This window comes from Streptomyces sp. WAC06614, assembly GCF_003949795.1.
Classification (GTDB): Bacteria; Actinomycetota; Actinomycetes; order Streptomycetales; family Streptomycetaceae; genus Streptomyces.
This window is the reverse complement of sequence record NZ_RPRY01000153.1, coordinates 1-16,839: the sequence shown is the minus strand read 5'-3', so window position 1 is coordinate 16,839 and position 16,839 is coordinate 1. Positions and strand designations below refer to the sequence as shown.

The 16,839-nt window shown below is 73.0% G+C and carries 14 protein-coding genes and 1 pseudogene; 7 read left to right on the top strand and 8 right to left on the bottom strand.

The genetic code is table 11. The features are described 5' to 3' along the window. Positions 1 to 60 precede the first annotated feature (60 nt). Positions 61 to 192: a hypothetical protein gene (locus EF918_RS38335; RefSeq protein ID WP_260610435.1), complete on the bottom strand. Its 132-nt coding sequence runs from the start codon at positions 190 to 192 to the stop codon at positions 61 to 63. A gap of 68 nt (positions 193 to 260) precedes the next feature. Further along, a pseudogene (locus tag EF918_RS20790) lies at positions 261 to 658 on the bottom strand (purine-nucleoside phosphorylase); the annotation flags it as partial. Between the two features lie 405 nt (positions 659 to 1,063). Between EF918_RS20790 and EF918_RS20785 the strand changes: the two are divergent. Beyond that, on the top strand, positions 1,064 to 2,524 hold the full coding sequence (locus EF918_RS20785; RefSeq protein WP_125648678.1) for a hypothetical protein: 1,461 nt from the start codon (positions 1,064 to 1,066) through the stop codon (positions 2,522 to 2,524). Positions 2,525 to 2,689: 165 nt separating this feature from the next. Here EF918_RS20785 and EF918_RS20780 read toward each other — a convergent pair whose 3' ends face one another. Genes EF918_RS20780 through EF918_RS20770 form a run of 3 tightly spaced genes read right to left on the bottom strand, consistent with a single transcriptional unit; the run spans position 2,690 to position 6,477 of the window. Next, positions 2,690 to 4,309, bottom strand: coding sequence for a bifunctional 3-(3-hydroxy-phenyl)propionate/3-hydroxycinnamic acid hydroxylase (locus EF918_RS20780; RefSeq protein ID WP_260610433.1), 1,620 nt, complete (start codon positions 4,307 to 4,309; stop codon positions 2,690 to 2,692). Further along, a complete protein-coding gene (locus EF918_RS20775; RefSeq protein ID WP_125648675.1) occupies positions 4,306 to 5,295 on the bottom strand; it encodes a fumarylacetoacetate hydrolase family protein in 990 nt (329 codons plus the stop codon). Before EF918_RS20775 ends, EF918_RS20780 begins: the two co-directional genes overlap by 4 nt. A gap of 27 nt (positions 5,296 to 5,322) precedes the next feature. Continuing rightward, a complete protein-coding gene (locus EF918_RS20770) occupies positions 5,323 to 6,477 on the bottom strand; it encodes a VOC family protein (RefSeq protein ID WP_125648672.1) in 1,155 nt (384 codons plus the stop codon). A gap of 136 nt (positions 6,478 to 6,613) precedes the next feature. On the opposite strand from EF918_RS20770, the gene EF918_RS20765 reads away from it, so the two are divergent. Together EF918_RS20765 and EF918_RS20760 are read left to right on the top strand one after the other, a co-directional pair. Next, positions 6,614 to 7,249 carry a TetR/AcrR family transcriptional regulator gene (locus EF918_RS20765; protein ID WP_125648669.1) on the top strand — a complete coding sequence of 212 codons (636 nt, stop codon included), beginning with the start codon at positions 6,614 to 6,616 and terminating at the stop codon, positions 7,247 to 7,249. Between the two features lie 386 nt (positions 7,250 to 7,635). Further along, a complete protein-coding gene (locus tag EF918_RS20760) occupies positions 7,636 to 9,099 on the top strand; it encodes an alpha/beta hydrolase (RefSeq protein WP_260610432.1) in 1,464 nt (487 codons plus the stop codon). A gap of 150 nt (positions 9,100 to 9,249) precedes the next feature. Here EF918_RS20760 and EF918_RS20755 read toward each other — a convergent pair whose 3' ends face one another. Continuing rightward, the gene (locus EF918_RS20755) at positions 9,250 to 10,029 is read right to left on the bottom strand and encodes an SDR family NAD(P)-dependent oxidoreductase (protein ID WP_125648688.1); all 780 of its coding nucleotides are present in this window, start codon (positions 10,027 to 10,029) and stop codon (positions 9,250 to 9,252) included. Between the two features lie 243 nt (positions 10,030 to 10,272). Here EF918_RS20755 and EF918_RS20750 point away from each other — a divergent pair, with 243 nt between their 5' ends. Then, positions 10,273 to 11,634 (top strand): MFS transporter, encoded by a 1,362-nt coding sequence (locus tag EF918_RS20750; RefSeq protein WP_125648663.1) that lies wholly within the window; start codon positions 10,273 to 10,275, stop codon positions 11,632 to 11,634. 48 nt (positions 11,635 to 11,682) lie between these two features. Continuing rightward, entirely contained in the window at positions 11,683 to 13,623 is a 1,941-nt protein-coding gene (locus tag EF918_RS20745) for a GAF domain-containing protein (RefSeq protein ID WP_185921837.1), read from the top strand. Between the two features lie 67 nt (positions 13,624 to 13,690). On the opposite strand, the gene EF918_RS20740 is transcribed toward EF918_RS20745, so the two are convergent. Further along, the gene (locus tag EF918_RS20740) at positions 13,691 to 14,527 is read right to left on the bottom strand and encodes a class I SAM-dependent methyltransferase (protein ID WP_125648660.1); all 837 of its coding nucleotides are present in this window, start codon (positions 14,525 to 14,527) and stop codon (positions 13,691 to 13,693) included. Between the two features lie 264 nt (positions 14,528 to 14,791). On the opposite strand from EF918_RS20740, the gene EF918_RS20730 reads away from it, so the two are divergent. Both EF918_RS20730 and EF918_RS20725 read left to right on the top strand, forming a co-directional pair. Beyond that, positions 14,792 to 15,979, top strand: a complete 1,188-nt coding sequence (locus EF918_RS20730) for a cytochrome P450 (RefSeq protein WP_125648654.1) — start codon at positions 14,792 to 14,794, stop codon at positions 15,977 to 15,979. 23 nt (positions 15,980 to 16,002) lie between these two features. Continuing rightward, positions 16,003 to 16,203 carry a ferredoxin gene (locus tag EF918_RS20725; RefSeq protein WP_125648682.1) on the top strand — a complete coding sequence of 67 codons (201 nt, stop codon included), beginning with the start codon at positions 16,003 to 16,005 and terminating at the stop codon, positions 16,201 to 16,203. Here EF918_RS20725 and EF918_RS20720 read toward each other — a convergent pair. Further along, the coding region (locus tag EF918_RS20720; RefSeq protein WP_312847847.1) for a TetR/AcrR family transcriptional regulator at positions 16,178 to 16,839 on the bottom strand (662 nt) is incomplete at its 5' end. The genes EF918_RS20725 and EF918_RS20720 overlap by 26 nt on opposite strands.

Genomic DNA, 16,839 nt, shown 5'->3' with positions numbered 1-16,839 from the left:
GCATGAGCCGTACGGGCCGGGGCCGGCGGGGGTGACTCCGCCGGACCCGGCCCGTACGGCTCATGCCGGGCGGAGCACCTGCGCCGTGGTCATCCGGTAGCGGGCGAGCCCACCACCGTCCTCGGCGGGCACGGTATCCATGGCCGCCTCCGCCACACCCGCACCCGCACCCGCACCGACGTCCGGAGGCATCCGGCGCACCGTCGCCGCCGCCCGGGGCGGATGGGCGGCAGCGGGGGCTGCCGGCGGACGGGCCCGGCTCACCTCGTGTCCTCGGCCGGCAGCCGCAGCGCTTCCAGGGCCACGGCGGCGGCCCGCGCGACGCCGTCCGCGACCACTTGGCGGTGCGGGTCGTAGCCGCCGGTGGCTTCCACGTCCACGAGGTCGTCGGCGTTCGTCCCGTCCACCACCAGTACGCCGCCCGCGGTCGGTCCGCGCAGGGAGGCGGTCACCGGCAGCGCGGAGAGTTCCCTCTCGATCGCGGCGACGCCGGCCTTCCCGTAGTCCGTGACGGGGAGCAGGCCGGGCTGGAACGCGGCGCGGGTCCAGACGATGCCCCGGTGGTGGGGGCGGATGCCTCGCGGGCCGCCCTCGCGAGGGCGAGGACCGCCTCGGGCGCGGCCACTGCGGGATACTCCGGAGGCAGCAGCTGTCCGGTCTACGCACGCCACCGCAGCTTCCGCTGCACCGGCCGCCTGCACTCGGTGACCTACGGCCCCGGCGCGCAGGCGCCCTACGACCCGGCGGTCGTGGCCCGTGCGCTGGAGGAGGCAGCCGCCGCCTTCGAATGACGGGTACGCGCACGGGGCCGGCGCTTCCCGGCCCCGTGTTGCCCGTGTGCTGCGGGACGATGAACAGCGTGAACAAGCTGTGGCGAGCTGCTGCGGAAAGATCCACAGCGCGCGGGCAGCGGCTAACGTCTCGTCAGAGCCGTTCCGAGGAGCAACCCCCACCCGGAACCGAGGGCCGGGCCGCACCATCGGCTCCCGCCCCGCCGGCCGATCCCCCCTGTGCCGCAGCGCTCCCCCGCTGCTCCTTGACCCTTCAGTTCCGAGGACCCCTGATGCCGTTCTCCCTGCCCGCGGGCGGGCGCTTCGCCATGATCGCCCTGTCCCTCGCCGTTGCCCTCGGTGCCACCGGCCTCGGCGCTCCCGCCTCGGCCGCCGATCCGGTGTCCCCGTACGGCCCGCAAGCGCCGCAGAACCCGGCCACCGCGGCCAACGGCGCCGCGACCATGCACGGCGACAGCGCTTCCAGCGGCACCACGCCCTACCCGGGGCCGGGAACGGGCGCCATCACCTACTCCCGTACCGCGCTGGCTTCGGCCTGCCCGACCGTGGTCGTGGGCAGCGACGGCTACGTCATCGCCCTCTGCACCACCATCTTCGGGCAGACTCCGACCGTCCACCTGCTCGACCCCGCCACCGGCGCCGACCTCGCCTCGCTCGCCCTGCCCAAGGGCAGTCTCTTCGGCGGCGTCTACGCCTACCTCGACCACACCGACCGGCTGGTCGTCGTCGACGGGAACAACAACCTCGTCCGCATCGGCCACCACCGCAGCGGATCCGGCTGGGCGCTGCTCGTCGACCAGTCCACCCCCCTCGGCGACGCCGTCCCCGCAGGAGACAACATCGTCGGCCTGACCCCCGCCTGGGACGGCCGGATCTGGTTCGCCACCAGCGGCGGCGTGATCGGGACCGTCGACACCGGCACCGGGGCGGTACGCAGCATCCGCACCGGCGAAGGCGTCCAGAACAGCATCTCCACCGTCCCCGGCCACACCGCCGTCGCCACCGACCACGCCCTCTACCTCCTGTCGGCAGCCTCCGACGGCACCCCCGTCGTGGACTGGCGGGCCCCCTACGACCGGGGTCCGGCCCGCAAGCCGGGCCAGCTCAGCTGGGGCACGGGCACCACTCCGAGCTTCTTCGGGCCGGGCAACGGCACCGAGTACGTCACCATCGTCGACAACGCCGACCCGCACGGGAACCTGCTCGTCTACGGGGTGACCGGCGGACCGGACCCGATCTGCAGGATCCCCGTCCTCACCCGGTACGCCCGCAGCGGCACCGAGGACGCCGTCATCGCCTCCGGGCGCAGCGTCTTCGTCACCAACACCTACGGCTACCCCTACCCGGCCCTGCCCGAGGGCGCCCCGGCCAGCCGGCCGTCCTCCGCGAACTTCGACGGCGGTCTCAGCCGGGTCGACGTCAACGCCGAGGGGACGGGATGCTCGGTGGTGTGGAACAGCCCGGTGAAGTCCGCCGCACTGCCCCGGCTCTCCCTGGCCGACGGGAAGATCTACACGGTCTCCGTGACCGGGCCGACGGGCAGCGCCGGCCTGAACACCTTCGCCCAGTACCACCACGCGGTCGTCGACCCGGCCACCGGCGCGCAGCTGAGCAGCTCGTTCCTGGGCATCGGGCTGGTCTACAACCCGCTGCAGATGCGGGGGACGGCCGCCCCGGACGGCACCCTCTACCAGGGCACCGAGACCGGAGTGGTCCGCATCTCCAAGCGCTGACCCACCGCCCCGACGACGGGGTCGGCATCTGCTGCCTGCCCGCTCAGGGCTGCTGCTCGGCCCGCGGCCAGAGCTTGCAGGCGGCCGGCGACGGCCCGGGGGTCTCGCCCAGCGATCGCCAGGACGTCGACGGTGTGATCGCCGCACTCACCAGCCATCGCGTCATCACCACCCAGACGCCCTCCGCAGGCTCTGCTCGACGGTCCGTGGGGAAGGGTGGGGGCCGCGCGTGGTGTGCAGGAGAGATGCCCAGGCGGCGGTGTCCGTGAAGTCGTGCCTCCCGGCCGGGACGACGTCCATGACGACGCGGTCGGGGCGCAGCAGGACGGCGTCCGCGCGGCCGGCGCGCAGCCAGGCGCCGAGGGTCCCGTCGTCACGGAGGTCGGTCACGGAGATCGCCGGGACGCCGAGCCCGTGGGCCAGGGCGCGCAGCGTGGGCGAGGGTTCGGCGGCGGTCAGGACGGTGAAGGTGTCGCCGAGCAGTTCGTCGAAGCGGGTGCGCCGGCCGTCGGGTCCCACCACCCATGGTTGCGGGCAGTGGGTGCCCGTGAGGCTGCTGCGCATACGGCGCCGGACCAGGGGCCCGGCGGTCAGGGGTGGGCTGAGGTCGCGTCCCGCCGCCGCGGTGAGGCCGGGGATGCGGCAGGCCGCGGCCAGGATCCTGCGACGTAGTGCGGCGGCGCCGTCCTGGCCGCCGGTCATGGCCCAGCCCATGGCGACCGCGAGCCGGATCGCATGCCGTGCGTGCGGCTTGCGCTCGCTCTCGTAGGTGTCCAGCAGCCGCTCGTCGGCGCCCTGGCCGAGGACGCGGGCCAGCTTCCAGCTGAGGTTGTAGGCGTCGCGCAGGCCCGAGCACAGCCCCTGCCCGACGAACGGAGGGGTGAGGTGGGCGGCGTCACCGAGGAGGAAGATCCGTCCGCTGCGCCACCGGTCGGCCACCCGCGCCCGGAAGGTGTACTGCGTCTCCCGGACGATGTCGAAGTCCCCGTCGTACGAGGGCGGCAGCCACGGGGCGATCAGTTCGCGGACCGGTCGCTGCCTTTCTTGCAGCCGGAACTCCCAGCGGTAGCGGTCCTCCCCGACGCGCATGAACGTCGCCGGGCGGTGCGGGTCGCAGACCTGGTCGACGCCTCCCCAGCAGCGGACGTCGGCCTTGGTGCGGACGTCGATGACGGTCCAGCGTTCCTCGAAGCGCAGGTCTTCCCAGGCGGCGCCGATGGCGGCACGGGTGAGGCTGCCCGCGCCGTCGCAGCCGAGGACCGCCTCGGCCCACAGATGATGCTCACCGTCGTCGTCGCGGTAGGTCACGCGCACGGGGCCGGCCGGGTCCGGGCCGACGCCGGTGACCTCGACACCGCCCCGCAGTTCGCACTCCGGGCGGCGGGCGAGGGCGGCGCGCAGCAGTCGCTCCAGTTCCGGCTGGTCGAACATGCTGGTCTGCGGATAGCCGTGACGGCCGTGCTCGGAGCGCCGGAACTCGGCCATGACCCGGTGGCGGGCGTCCAGCAGCCGAAGTCCGTTCGCGGGGCGGGCGATCGCGGCGAACTCCTCGCCCACCCCCGCGGCCTGGAGGATGCGGCGCACCTCGTCGTCGGTGGCGACGGCGCGCGGGAGCGGGTAGACGTCCTGGTGGCGTTCCAGGATGACGGTGCGGATACCGCGCCGGGCGAGGAGGAGGGCGGCGGTCACGCCCACCGGCCCGGCGCCGATGATCACGACGGGTGCGGGGTCTGTCTGTGTGGGCCCGGGTGCGGTGTCCCGGGGTGCGGCCTGGCCGGCGGTCATGTGCGGCTCACCTCGGGTCCTTCCCCCAAGCTCTTCGAGCAGGGGGTACCCCCGGCGTCCGTGACGGGCGTGCGCTGCTCGCCGAGGTCGATCCGCCCGTCCGCGGTCGAGATCGTCGCCGTGATCACGTCGCCCGAGTGCAGGTAGTGCGGGTTACGGGCCTGGCTCTTGAAGAACGCCTTCCACTTCACGGCGGGCGGCAGCAGCGCGCCGATCTTCTCGACGGCCTTGGGCGGGGCCTTGAGGGCCGTGCCGCCGGGGGTTCCGGTGAGCAGCAGGTCGCCGGGGTCGAGGGTCTGGAAGCGGGCCAGCAAGGTCAGCGCCTGTGCCGGGCGGACGATCATGTCGGCGAGGGTGCGGTCCTGACGCAGCTCGCCGTTGACCGACAGCCGCAGCCGCAGATCGAGGAGGTGGGCGAAGTCCTCGGGCTCCAGCAGCGCCAGGTAGGGCCCGGTCGGTGTGAAGGTCGGGTACGACTTGCTCTCGTAGAACTGCGTCCTGGTCAGCTGCACCTCACGGGCGCTGACGTCGTTCGTGATCACCAGCCCGGCGACGTACGACGGCAGGTCACGCTCCTCGACCACGGTGCCCACGGGCAGGGGTGCGCCCATGACGAGCCCGAGCTCGATCTCGTAGTCGAGGAACTTCACGTGCGACGGCCGGACGACCGCCTCACCCGGGCCGCTCACCGACCCGGACGCCTTGCGGAAGAAGGCGGGCGGAATGTCGCCGGTGAAGCCCGAGTCGCGGGCATGGCTGCGGTAGTTGACCATCTGTGCGACCACCCGGCAGGGAGTGGTCACCGGCGAGAGGGCGACCAGGTCGGCGACGGGCGTGCCCGCCTCGCCGGAGAGGGCGGCCTCGCGCATGGCCGCCCGGTCGGCGATCAGCTCGGCGGTGGTGGCGGCCCTGGTGTCGACGGGGACGGCGCGCTCGCCCCGGAGGACCCACCATCCGTCGGCGGTGCGCAGGACGTTGGTGCTCATATCAGTACCTTCATGAGGGGTCGGGGTTCAGGACTTGGCGGCTCTGAGCAGGCCCAGCAGGCGGGCCGGGTCCATCTCGTTGTCGCCTCGCAGGGCTTCGATGACGTCGCGGACCCGCTGCGGGGAGGGGCTCGCGCCGAGGAAGTCACGGGTGGCAGGAGGCCCCCACTGGGCGAGGCCGGTGGTCGACATGGGTGCCCAGCCGGGCTCCAGGTCGCAGGAGAACAGGTCGCCGTCGGCGAAGTGCTCCAGCATGAAGCGGTCGGGGTCGCGCCAGTAGTCGAAGAGCTGGCTGCCCTGGATGTGCCGGCCGATGCCCCAGCTGCGCCGGTAGCCGCGCTCGGCCAGGTACTCGCCGCCTGCGGCGATCGAGTCGAGGTCGGTCACCTGGTAGGCGGAGTGGACGTAGCCGTTGCCCGGGCCCAGGTGCATGGCCAGCGTGTGGTGGTCAACGGCCCGGCTGCCCTGATCACAGCGGATGAACGCCATCGTCGGGCCACGGCCGCGCTGGCCGTCCAGGAACAGGAAGTCGGACACGATCATCCCGAGGGTGTCCAGGTACCAGTCCAGGGCGCGCCCGAACACCCTTGTCTCCAGGACCACATGCCCCAGGCGCTGGATGCGGGAGGGTTCACGCGGCGGGCGCTGGGCGACGTTCGTGCGACGGTGACCGGTGCCGAAGTTGAGCAGAAGCGGCTGCTGCTCGGGCAGCGCCGGCAGTTCCTCCCCGCAGTGCACGACCCGGACCGGGAAGCCGGAGGGGTCGAGCAGGTCGACCACCTTGCCGCCGCCGGGCACGTCCGCGTCCCGTACGGACGTGCCCGTGGCGCGGGCCAGCCGGTCCAGGTCGGCCCGCTCGGCGGCGCGGAACGCCGGGCCGATGAAACGGGAGGTCCGGCCGCGCCGGATCACCATGCACGGCGAGCCGGCGAAGGTGCCCCGCAGCCACAGCTCGCTCTCGCTCCGGGCCGCGATGCCGAAGCCGAAGTCCCGGGCGAAGACCTCGGCCCGGTCCAGGTCAGGCTTCTCGAACTCCAGCCATGCCAGGTCGGCCACCTTGATCACGGGGCTGCGGGACCGCCCGGGATGTTCGCCGCGCAGGGCTCCCTGCGCGCTGTGGAGGTCCTGATGAGCCGTCCTGACGTGCGGGACGCCGCCTGCGGTGACGCGGGTTTCGGACATGGTGCCCTCCAAGCCACATTCGCTGCACTGAGGAAATCATCAAGTATGAGAGTTCCATCGTCAAGGCACTCGGTGCAAGAGCTGATGAATTCATCAGGTCTGCGATCGTCATCGTCTCCACGGTTAGACTCTGCGTATGCCTACGTCAGCCCCGCCCAGCAACCGATTCGAGCGGCGTCGCGCCGAGACCCGCGGAGCTCTCGTCCGGGCGGCCCGCCGGATACTCGCCGAGACCGGGGACACCAGCGTGAGCATCCAGGTGATCGCCGAGCGCGCCGACGTCGGCTTCGGCTCGTTCTACAACCACTTCGACTCCAAGACGGAGCTGTTCGAGGCCGCGGTGCAGGACGCACTGGAGGAGTTCGGCCAGACCTTCGACGCGCACCTGGCCGGCATCGACGACCCCGCTGAGCTCGTCGCGACGGGGTTCCGGCTCAGCGCCCGCATGGCCGAGTCGCACCCGGAGCTGATGCAGGTGCTGCGCCGTCGCGGCCTGGGCCACATCCATGCGGACAACGGCCTGTCCCGGCGGGCACAGCGGGACCTCGAGGTCGGCATGGCCTCCGGCCGCTTCACCGCCGTCGACCCGGCAGTGGCCCTGTCCGCACTGGGTGGAACCCTGCTGTCCCTGGTGGAGCTGAGATTCGCCCGTCCCGACGTGGACGGCGACGACGCCGCGGTGAACCTCGCCGAGATGGTCCTGCGCATGCTGGGCGTACCACCGGACGACGCCCACGAGGTCGCCCGGCGCCCCCTCCCCGACCTCGCCTGACGGACCCCCGGCGTCCAGAGTCATCACCTTGCTGCGCAAAGCGGCGCTCGGGAAGGTACGTCCTCCCCGAGCCGATCCACAGGTCCTGAGCATTGCTCGACCCTGGGCCGGATCGCCTCGGTGCACCGCGTCGCCGTCCGCCATTCAGCCGCCGACCGGTTGCCCTCTCGGTCGGGCCGCACTGAGATCGAGGGGAATGCCTGTGACGCCGAACGGGCGTCCGCAGCCGCGCCGACCGAAGGGCAGACATGCACATACCTGGGTCCAGTGCGCTCCGTGGTCGTTACGCCGGGGCCACCGTCGCGGCGGTGATCTGCATGACGATGTTCACCGTCCCGGGTCCCGCCCCGGCCGGCAGACAACCTCATTCAGCCTCCGCACCGCCGTTGGATTGGAAATCCTGCCGTGAGGCCGAAGGTTTCGACTGCGCGACCGCGAAGGTTCCGCTGGACTACCGCAGCCCCCGGGAACGTACGATCGAGCTGGCGGTCGTCAAACGGAAGGCGACCGGGCCGGGACGGCGCATCGGCACACTCTTCTTCAATCCCGGCGGCCCCGGTGGGCCCGGGACGAAGGAGCTGCCACTCTGGTACAAGCTGTTCCCCCGCGAAGTCCGCGAGCGCTTCGACATCGTCAGCTGGGATCCGCGTGGAGTGGGTGACAGCACGCCCGTGCGCTGCTTCGCCAGTCCGGAGGAAGCCGCCAAGTGGCAGGAACGGATCCCTGCGGGCTTCCCGGTCGGCGAGAGGCAGAGACAGACCTGGACCGAGGCGTACGCCGAGCTCGGCCGGCGTTGCGAGCAGCGCGATGCACAGCTGCTGCGGCATGTCTCCACTGCCGACACGGCCCGCGACCTGGACCGGCTCCGGCAGGCCGTCGGCGACCCGCAGCTCACCTACCTCGGGATCTCCTACGGGACGTTCCTGGGCGCCACCTACGCCAACCTCTTCCCCGGCAGGGTCCGGGCCATGGTCCTGGACGGCAACGCCACCCCGTCGAGCTGGGTGGACGGCGGCTCCAGGAGCGAACCCCGCCTGGGCACCTTCCTGCGAGTCGGCTCCGACCTCGGTTCGGCCGCGACACTGAAGCAGTTCCTGACCCTGTGCGGCCGTGCCACGGCCGAACGATGCCCCTTCTCCGCGGGCACCCCGGGGGCCACCCTCACCAAGTTCCACGAGCTCATGGGGCGGATCCAGAAGCAACCGCAGGGCACCTGGACCTACGGCAAGACCATCCACAACGTGGTGACCCGCCTCTACTTCCAGACGGAGTGGGACGGCCTCGCCACGGCCTTGCAGGACCTGTGGCAACGGCGTACCCCTGCGGATGAGGCACCGCCCACCGACACCGCCCTGTACGCGGTGCTCTGCCCCGAGAGCCCCAACCCGCGCGACCCGCGCAGCTACGAGCAACAGGAGCGGACCGCCGTCGCCCGGTCCGGCGACACCGCACACGAATGGGCATGGGTCCCGGAGCCGTGTGCCACGTGGCCGGCGACAGCCGCCCACCCCTACACAGGCCCGTGGAACCGCCCCACGGCACACCCCATCCTGCTGGTCAACCCCACCTACGACCCCGCCACCCCCTACTCGGCGGCACAGGCCATGGCTCGCGAGCTCGCCGATGCGCGCCTGCTCACGCTCAACAGCTACGGACACACCGCACTGCTGAACCCGAGCAGTTGCGTCAGCGCGTACGAGAGCCGCTACTTCATCGACGGCGTCCTCCCGTCGTCCGGCACGACCTGCCAGCCGGACACCACCCCGTTCACCGGCCCCAAGCCACGCGAAGGCCTCCACACCGGCGGCGGCGCACTGGCCCGCGTTCGCAAACCGACCCCGCGCGCCTGACCCTGCGGGACATCGCGGAACCTGCTACAGGCCCGCGTCGTCGTCGCCGTCCGCCGCAAGACGACCGATCCTGCCCTGTGACGGAGCACCCGCGCGGCAAGGTCGTCCTGCGCGTCGACCACGCCGGCGGCGGAGCGGAGAGCCGAACCGCTACCACGTCGTCAGGAACCCGCCGTCGATGGTGATGTCGGACCCCGTGACATTGCCCGTCCGGTCACTCGCCAGCATCAGCACGACGTCCGCGACCTCGGCGGGCTTCGAGAAGCGTCCCGTGACCATGGCACCCGCGGCCCGGGCCTTCACCTCCTCCGGCGTCATCCCGGTCGCGCGGGACACGGTGGCGGCCACCCCGTCTGCAGCCAGCCACAAATCGGTCTCGACCGGGCCGGGACTGACCGTGTTCACGCGAATCCCGCGACCACCCACCTCCTTGGACACGCCCTTGGAGAAGCTCGCCAGCGCCGCCTTTCCCGCGGAGTAGTCGATCACCATCGGGTCGGGGTACACAGCGTTGACCGAGCAGACGTTGACGATCGACCCACTGCCCCGCTCCAGCATCAGCGGCAGGGCCTCCCGGGTGACGCGGACCGCCGTGAACAGGTTGAGGTTCATCGCCTGTTGCCACTGCTCGTCGGTGACACTGAGGAACCCGCCCGGCCGGGCGGGAGCGGCGCCCACGTTGTTCACGAGGACGTCGATCCGGTCCCCGGCCGCCCCGATGAGCTGCCTGGCTCCCTCCGGCTCGGCCAGATCCACCTGCACCAGGCGGACACCTCCGCGCTCGACCAGCGCGTCCAGTTCGTCGGAGGAGTGGCGCGCACCGGCCACCACCAGGGCGCCCTCGGCCGCCAAGGCCCGCACGATCGCGAGGCCGATGCCGCGGCTCGCACCCGTGACCACGGCCACGCGACCTTCCAGTCCAAGATCCATGGTGATCTCTTCGGCCCCAACCGGCACCCGCTTGAGCGCCCCAGGCCGAACCTCACCACCGGACCCGAGATCCGCACGAATCGAGCGCCCTCTCCCTTGCCGGCGCGCCCCGCGGCCGGTATGGCGGCGGTGCACACCTGGTGGGCGGGAAGTGTGGTGGTGGGCACCATGTGCCCTTGACCTGGGCGTTCCTATGGTGTGGCGACACGGAAACGTCCCCGTCCCCCTCCGGAAGTGGTATCCATGGCCGTCTCTGCCGCACCGTCAGCCCGCGTCGGGAACATCAGAAGAGTCGTCGCCGCCAGTCTCGTCGGGACCACCGTGGAGTGGTACGACTTCTTCCTCTACGGGTCCGCCGCCGCGCTCGTGTTCAACACGCTGTTCTTTCCCGCCGCCGACCCGCTCGTCGGGACCCTGATCGCCTTCGTCACGTACGCGATCGGGTTTCTCGCCCGGCCGCTCGGCGGGGTGGTGTTCGGACACTTCGGGGATCGGCTCGGGCGGAAGAAGTTGCTCGTGGTGAGTCTGCTCATGATGGGTGGGGCCACCTTCGCCATGGGGCTGTTGCCCACCTACGGCTCCGTCGGGGTCGCCGCGCCGGTGTTGTTGACCGTGCTGCGGCTGGTGCAGGGGTTTGCGCTCGGTGGGGAGTGGGGCGGGGCCGTGCTGATCGTCGCCGAGCACGGTGGGGAGCGGCACCGGGGGTTCTGGGCCTCCTGGCCGCAGGCCGGGGCGCCCGGCGGGAACCTGCTGGCCACCGGGGTGCTGGCGCTGCTCGCGGCCGTGCAGTCCGACGCGGACTTCCTCGCCTGGGGCTGGCGGATCCCGTTCCTGCTGTCCGGTGTGCTGGTGGTGGTCGGACTGTGGATCCGGCTGTCGGTCGCCGAGTCCCCCGTGTTCCTGGAGGCCCGTGCCCAGGCCGAGGCCGCGGCGGCCCGGGGTGCGCAGGAACGGCCGCCGGTGGTCAGGGTGTTCCGCACGAGCTGGCGTGAGGTGCTCACGGCGATCGGGACCCGGTTCGGGGAGAACATCTCCTACTACGTGCTCACCTCCTTCCTGCTCGTCTACGTCACCGTCCACCTGGGCCTGCCCAAGAGCAGCGCCCTCAACGCCGTGCTGATCGGCTCCACCGTCCACTTCGTCACCATCCCGCTGTGGGGTGCGCTCTCCGACCGGCTCGGCCGGCGGACGGTCACGCTCGTCGGTTCGGTCGGCATGGCGGTGTGGGCGTTCGTGTTCTTCGCGATGCTCGACAGCCGGTCATTCCCGGTCATCGCCCTCGCCGTCACCGCCGGGCTGCTGCTGCACGGGGCGATGTACGGGCCGCAGGCGGCCTTCATCTCGGAGCTGTTCGACACCGAGGTCCGCTACTCGGGGGCGTCCATCGGCTCGCAGCTGGCGTCGATCGTGGCCGGGGCGCTGGCGCCGATCGTCGCCGTCGAGCTGCTCAAGGACTACGACTCCTCGATGCCGGTGTCGGTGTACCTGTGCGGGGCCGCGCTCGTCACCACCGTGACCGTGCTCCTGGCCCGCGAGACCCGTGGCCGCGATCTTGCCAATGCGGCGTCCACCGGCCATGCTGTCGGCTCGGCCGGAGCGGTCTGACCGGCCTTCCCCGGCCTTCCCCCGACCACCGTCCCGGAGGAACCCACGGTGCATTCCCCGACCGGACCCGCCGCCCGCGCCGCCGCACGGCTGCTGGACCTGCTCGCCGGGGGCGGGGCCGCCGAGGAGTTCGGGCGGGTGGTGGACGGGGTGCGGGCCGACGGGGTGTCGGGCGAGGAGCTGGCGTTCGTCGCGGGGATGACCGAGGTCGCGCTCGGGGTGCACCGGACACTGGGTCAGCACCGGCGCCGCGAGGCGGAGTTGGAGGCGCTGTTCGACACGGCCGGGGACCTCGCGGCGCTGCGCGACCTGGACTCCGTACTACGTGCGATCGTACGGCGGGCCCGCAAGCTGCTGCACTCCGACGTCGCGTACCTCACCCTGCACGACCCGGCCGCCGGGGACACGTACATGCGGGTCACCGACGGCTCCACCTCGGCGGCGTTCCAGCAGTTGCGGCTGGCCATGGGGGACGGGCTGGGCGGGCTGGTGGCGCAGACGGCCCGGCCGTACGCGAGCGCGGACTACCGTACGGACACCCGGTTCCGGCACGTCCCGGCCATCGACAAGGGGGTGGCCGAGGAGGGGCTGCGCGGGATCCTCGGGGTGCCGCTGGCCCTCGGCAACCGGGTGATCGGGGTGCTGTTCGCGGCGGACCGGGCGCCGCGCGGGTTCGCGCCGGAGGCCATCGCGCTGTTGGCCTCGCTCGCCGACCACGCCGCGATCGCCATCGACAGCGCCCGCCGGCTGGAGGAGACCCGGGCCGCGCTCGCCGAACTGGACGCGGCCAACCGCACGGCCCGGGCGCAGAGTGCGGCCATCAGCCGGGCCGCGGAGACCCACGACCGGCTCACGGACCTGGTGCTGCGCGGCGGCACGGTCGGGCACCTGGTCCGGGACGTCGCCGGGATCCTGGGCGGGGCGCTGGTGGTGCACGGCGCCGACGGGCAGGAGCTCGCGCGGGTCGGCGAGGGCGGCGTCGCCCCGGACCCGGCGGCGGTCGCCGTCGCCCGCCGGGACGGCCGGGCGGTGGCCGTGGCGGACGGGGTGTGGGTGTGCGCGGTGCTGGCCGGTCCGGAGCTGCTGGGCGGGATGGCGCTGACCGGACGCCCGGTGCTCGACGACGCCGACCGTCGGCTGTTCGAACGGGCGGGCCTGGTGACGGCGTTGCTGCTGCTGATGGGGCGGTCGGTGGCCGAGGCCGAGGACCGGGTGCGCGGGGAACTCCTCGACGATCTGATCACCTTTCAGCCCGGGCGGCCGCGCTCCCCGCACGGGGAGGGCGACCGTGACGGACACCGGGGTGGCGCCGGACTGGTGTTGCGCGCCCGTCGGGTAGGGGTCGACCTGGGGCGCCCGCACGCGGTGCTGGTGCTGCACTGCGCGCCCGAGGGCCGGGCCCGGCTGGCGGCGGAGGCCGCCCGGCGGGCCCGGAGCCTGGGCGGCCTGGCCGGGCCGCACGGCGGTCGGGTCGTCCTGGTCGTGCCCTGCGGGGCGCCCGGCCCGCTCGCGGCGTCGCTCGCCGAGGAGTGGGGTCGGGCCGTGGGCGGGCCCGTCACGGTGGGCTCGGCCGGGCCGGCCGACGGACCGGAGCGGCTGCCCGCCGTGCACGCCGAGGCGGTGCGCTGCCTGGAGGCCCTGCTCGCGCTGGGCCGCGGCGGACAGGGCGCGGCCCTGCCCGACCTCGGGTTCGCGGGGGTGCTGCTGGGGGACGGGGCCGACGTCGGCGGCTACGTACGACGGGTGCTGGGGCCGGTGCTCGACTACGACGCCGCGCGCGGGACCGAGCTCGTACGGACCCTGGAGACGTACTACGCGCAGGGCGCCAGCCTGTCCCGGGCCAAGGAGGCCCTGCACGTGCACGTGAACACGGTGGTGCAGCGGCTGGAGCGGGTGGCGCTGCTGCTCGGCGCGGACTGGAACGCACCGGCGCGGGCCCTGGAGAACCAACTGGCGCTGCGGCTGCACCGGTTGCTCGCCTTGCCGTAGCGGTCGGCGGTCGGCGGTTCGGCGGTTCGGCGGCCGCGCAATCGGCCGGCGTCGGCCCGGCGCGTCGTCAGCCGACGCGGCGGTGGGCGGTGAGCAGGAGGTACTCCCACTCCATCGCGCCGTCGGCCGTCATCGCGTCGCGCGCGAGCGCCACGAGGTCGCGGTCGAGGGCCGCGACCCGGTCGGGGTCGTCGCCGATGAACTTGTACGTGGCGATGGTGGGCCCGTAGACGGCCTTGAAGAAGTCCACGAACTCCTCCGGCGTGGCGAACCGGTCCACGCGGACGGTCTCGCGCCGCGCGTCGAGGTCGGTGACCCGGTCGCCGAGCAGCGTGGCCACGTGTTCCTCGTCGCCCCACAGCGGCGGCGGCCCGGCACCGGGCGGCGGGGGCGGGGCGTAGGGCCTCATGACGGAGAACATCCGGCCGATGAACCCTTCCGGGGTCCAGTGGAGGACGCCGACCGTTCCGCCGTCCCGGCAGACGCGGACCAGTTCGTCCGCGGCGGTCTGGTGGTGCGGGGCGAACATCACACCGAGGCAGGACATGACGACGTCGAACTCGCCGTCCTCGAAGGGCAACGCCTCGGCGTCGGCCTCGCGCCACGCGAGCTGCGCGCCGCGCTCCTCCGCCAGGACCCGGCCCGCGTCGAGCAGAGCCGGCGTCAGGTCGGAGGCCACCACGTCGGCGCCGGTGAGGGCCGCCGGGATCGCGGCGTTGCCCGAGCCCGCGGCGACGTCGAGCACCCGGTCCCCGCGCTGCACCCCGCAGGCCTGGACCAGGCGGGGGCCGAGGGCGGAGACGACCGTGGCGGCCACGGCCGGGTAGTCGCCGAGCGACCACAGGGTGCGGTGCTTGGCCTTCAGTGCGCGGTCGGCCTCGACCGCTTCGTTCAGATCGGTCATGACGGAGGTCCTTCCCCTCCCAGGATGCGGGAGCCGGGCCCGCACCTCCACCGGAGAGCGGTGGTGAGCCAGCGGGAGGGGCCGGAAGGCAACGGGAGGGGCCGGGAGGCAGCGGGAGACGCCGGGAAGGCAGCGGGAGGGCGCGCCGCGCCGGGACCGGGAGGGACAGGTGTGACGTTTGGCCGAATAAGGCGTGCGCAAGATAGATGCCTTGGGCATGTAATGGGGGGCGGCAACACGGAACCATCGCTTGCGAGGTGCTTGATGACTGAAGCCGTTGCCTTTCCCCAGAGCCGCAGCTGTCCCTACCACCCCCCACAGGCCTATCAGCCGCTGCGCGAGTCCCGCCCGCTGTCCCGGGTCACCCTCTTCGACGGGCGCCCGGTGTGGGTGGTGACGGGCCATGCCGAGGCCCGCGCGCTGCTGAGCGACGACCGGCTGTCCTCCGACCGGCAGAACGACAGCTTCCCGACGCCCAGCCGGCGCTTCAAGGGCCTGCGCAGCCGGCGCGCGGCCCTGCTCGGCGTCGACGATCCGGAGCACAACGTCCAGCGCCGGATGCTGATCCCGAGCTTCTCGGTCAAGCGGACGGCGGCCCTGCGGCCGTGGATCCAGCAGACCGTGGACCGGCTGATCGACGACATGACGGCCCGGGGCGGCTCGGCCGAGCTGGTCGAGGCGTTCGCCCTGCCGGTGCCGTCGATGGTGATCTGCGGCCTGCTGGGCGTGCCGTACGAGGACCACGCGTTCTTCCAGGAGCAGTCCCGGCGGCTGCTGCGTGGGCCCGAGACCTCCGACGTGGAGCAGGCGCGCGAACGGCTCGACGGATACCTGCGGGACCTGATCGTACGCAAACGGGCCGCGCCCGGGGACGGACTGCTGGACGAGCTGGTCGAGCAGCGCCTGGAGACGGGCGAGGTGGACGTGGAGGAGCTGGTGTCGCTGGCGGCGATCCTGCTCGTCGCCGGGCACGAGACGACCGCGAACATGATTTCGCTGGGCACGTTCACCCTGCTGCGGCACCCGGAGCAGCTCGCCGAGCTGAGGGCCGATCCGACGCTGCTGCCGACGGCCGTGGAGGAGCTGATGCGGTTCCTGTCGATCGCGGACGGGATGCTGCGGGTGGCCACGGCGGACATCGAGGTCGGCGGGTCCGTCATCCGCAAGGACGACGGGGTGGTGTTCCCCACCTCGGTGATCAACCGGGACGAGTCCGTCTACGCCGCTCCGGACACGCTGGACTGGCACCGTTCGGCGCGCCACCACGTGGCGTTCGGGTTCGGCATCCACCAGTGCCTGGGCCAGAACCTGGCCCGCGCGGAGCTGGAGATCGCCCTCGGCACGCTGTTCGCCCGGCTGCCCGGGCTGCGGCTGGCGGCGCCGCCGGAGGAGATCCCGTTCAAGCCGGGCGACACCATCCAGGGGATGGTCGAGCTCCCGGTGGCCTGGTGACCGCGGCGGCACCGGCCGGGCCGGTGCGGATCGAGATCGACCGGGAGCGGTGCATCGGGGCGGGCCAGTGCGCCCTGACCGCGCCGGAGGTGTTCACCCAGGACGACGACGGTTTCAGCGAGCTGCTGCCGGGGCGGGAGGACGGCAGCGGCAGCGCCCTCGTCCGGGAGGCCGCCCGGGCGTGCCCGGTGGCGGCGATCAGCATCCGCCCGCGCCCGCGCTGAGCCCCCACGCCCCGGCCCGGGCGGCGACCGCCGCCGCCCGGGCCGTACGGCGTGGCAGGGCCGGGTCCGGGGCCGCCCGCAGCAGGAGCAGCTCGTGGTACAGCGGGGCGGTGGCGGCGACGAGCAGGGCCCGGGCGTTGGTGTCCGCCGGTACGTCGCCGCGCGCGACGGCGCGCTCCACCACCACGGCGCAGCGGTCGTAGCGGTCCGCCCAGAAGCGGCTCAGTGCGGCCGCGGCCTCCGGGGACCGGAAGGAGGCGGCGATCAGGGCGGTGGTGAGCGAGGGGGCGGCGGCGAGCGCGTCGAGCACCTCCTGGCCGAGGACCGTCAGGTCGTCCTCCAGCGAGCCCGTGTCGGGCGGGCTCCAGGTGTCGTCCGCCGCCGCGGCGTCGAGCACGTCGGCCAACAGGCCGCCCACGTCCCGCCACCGCCGGTAGACGGTCGTACGGTGCACCCCGGCCCGTTCGGCCACGGCATCGACGGTCAGCCCGTCGTACCCCCGCTCCACCAACAACACCCCGACCGCCTCCACCACCTCGGCCCGCACCCGGGCACTACGGCCGCCGGTACGGCGGCCGTAGTGCCCGGGTGCGGGCCGAGGTGGTGGAGGCGGTCGGGGTGTTGTTGGTGGAGCGG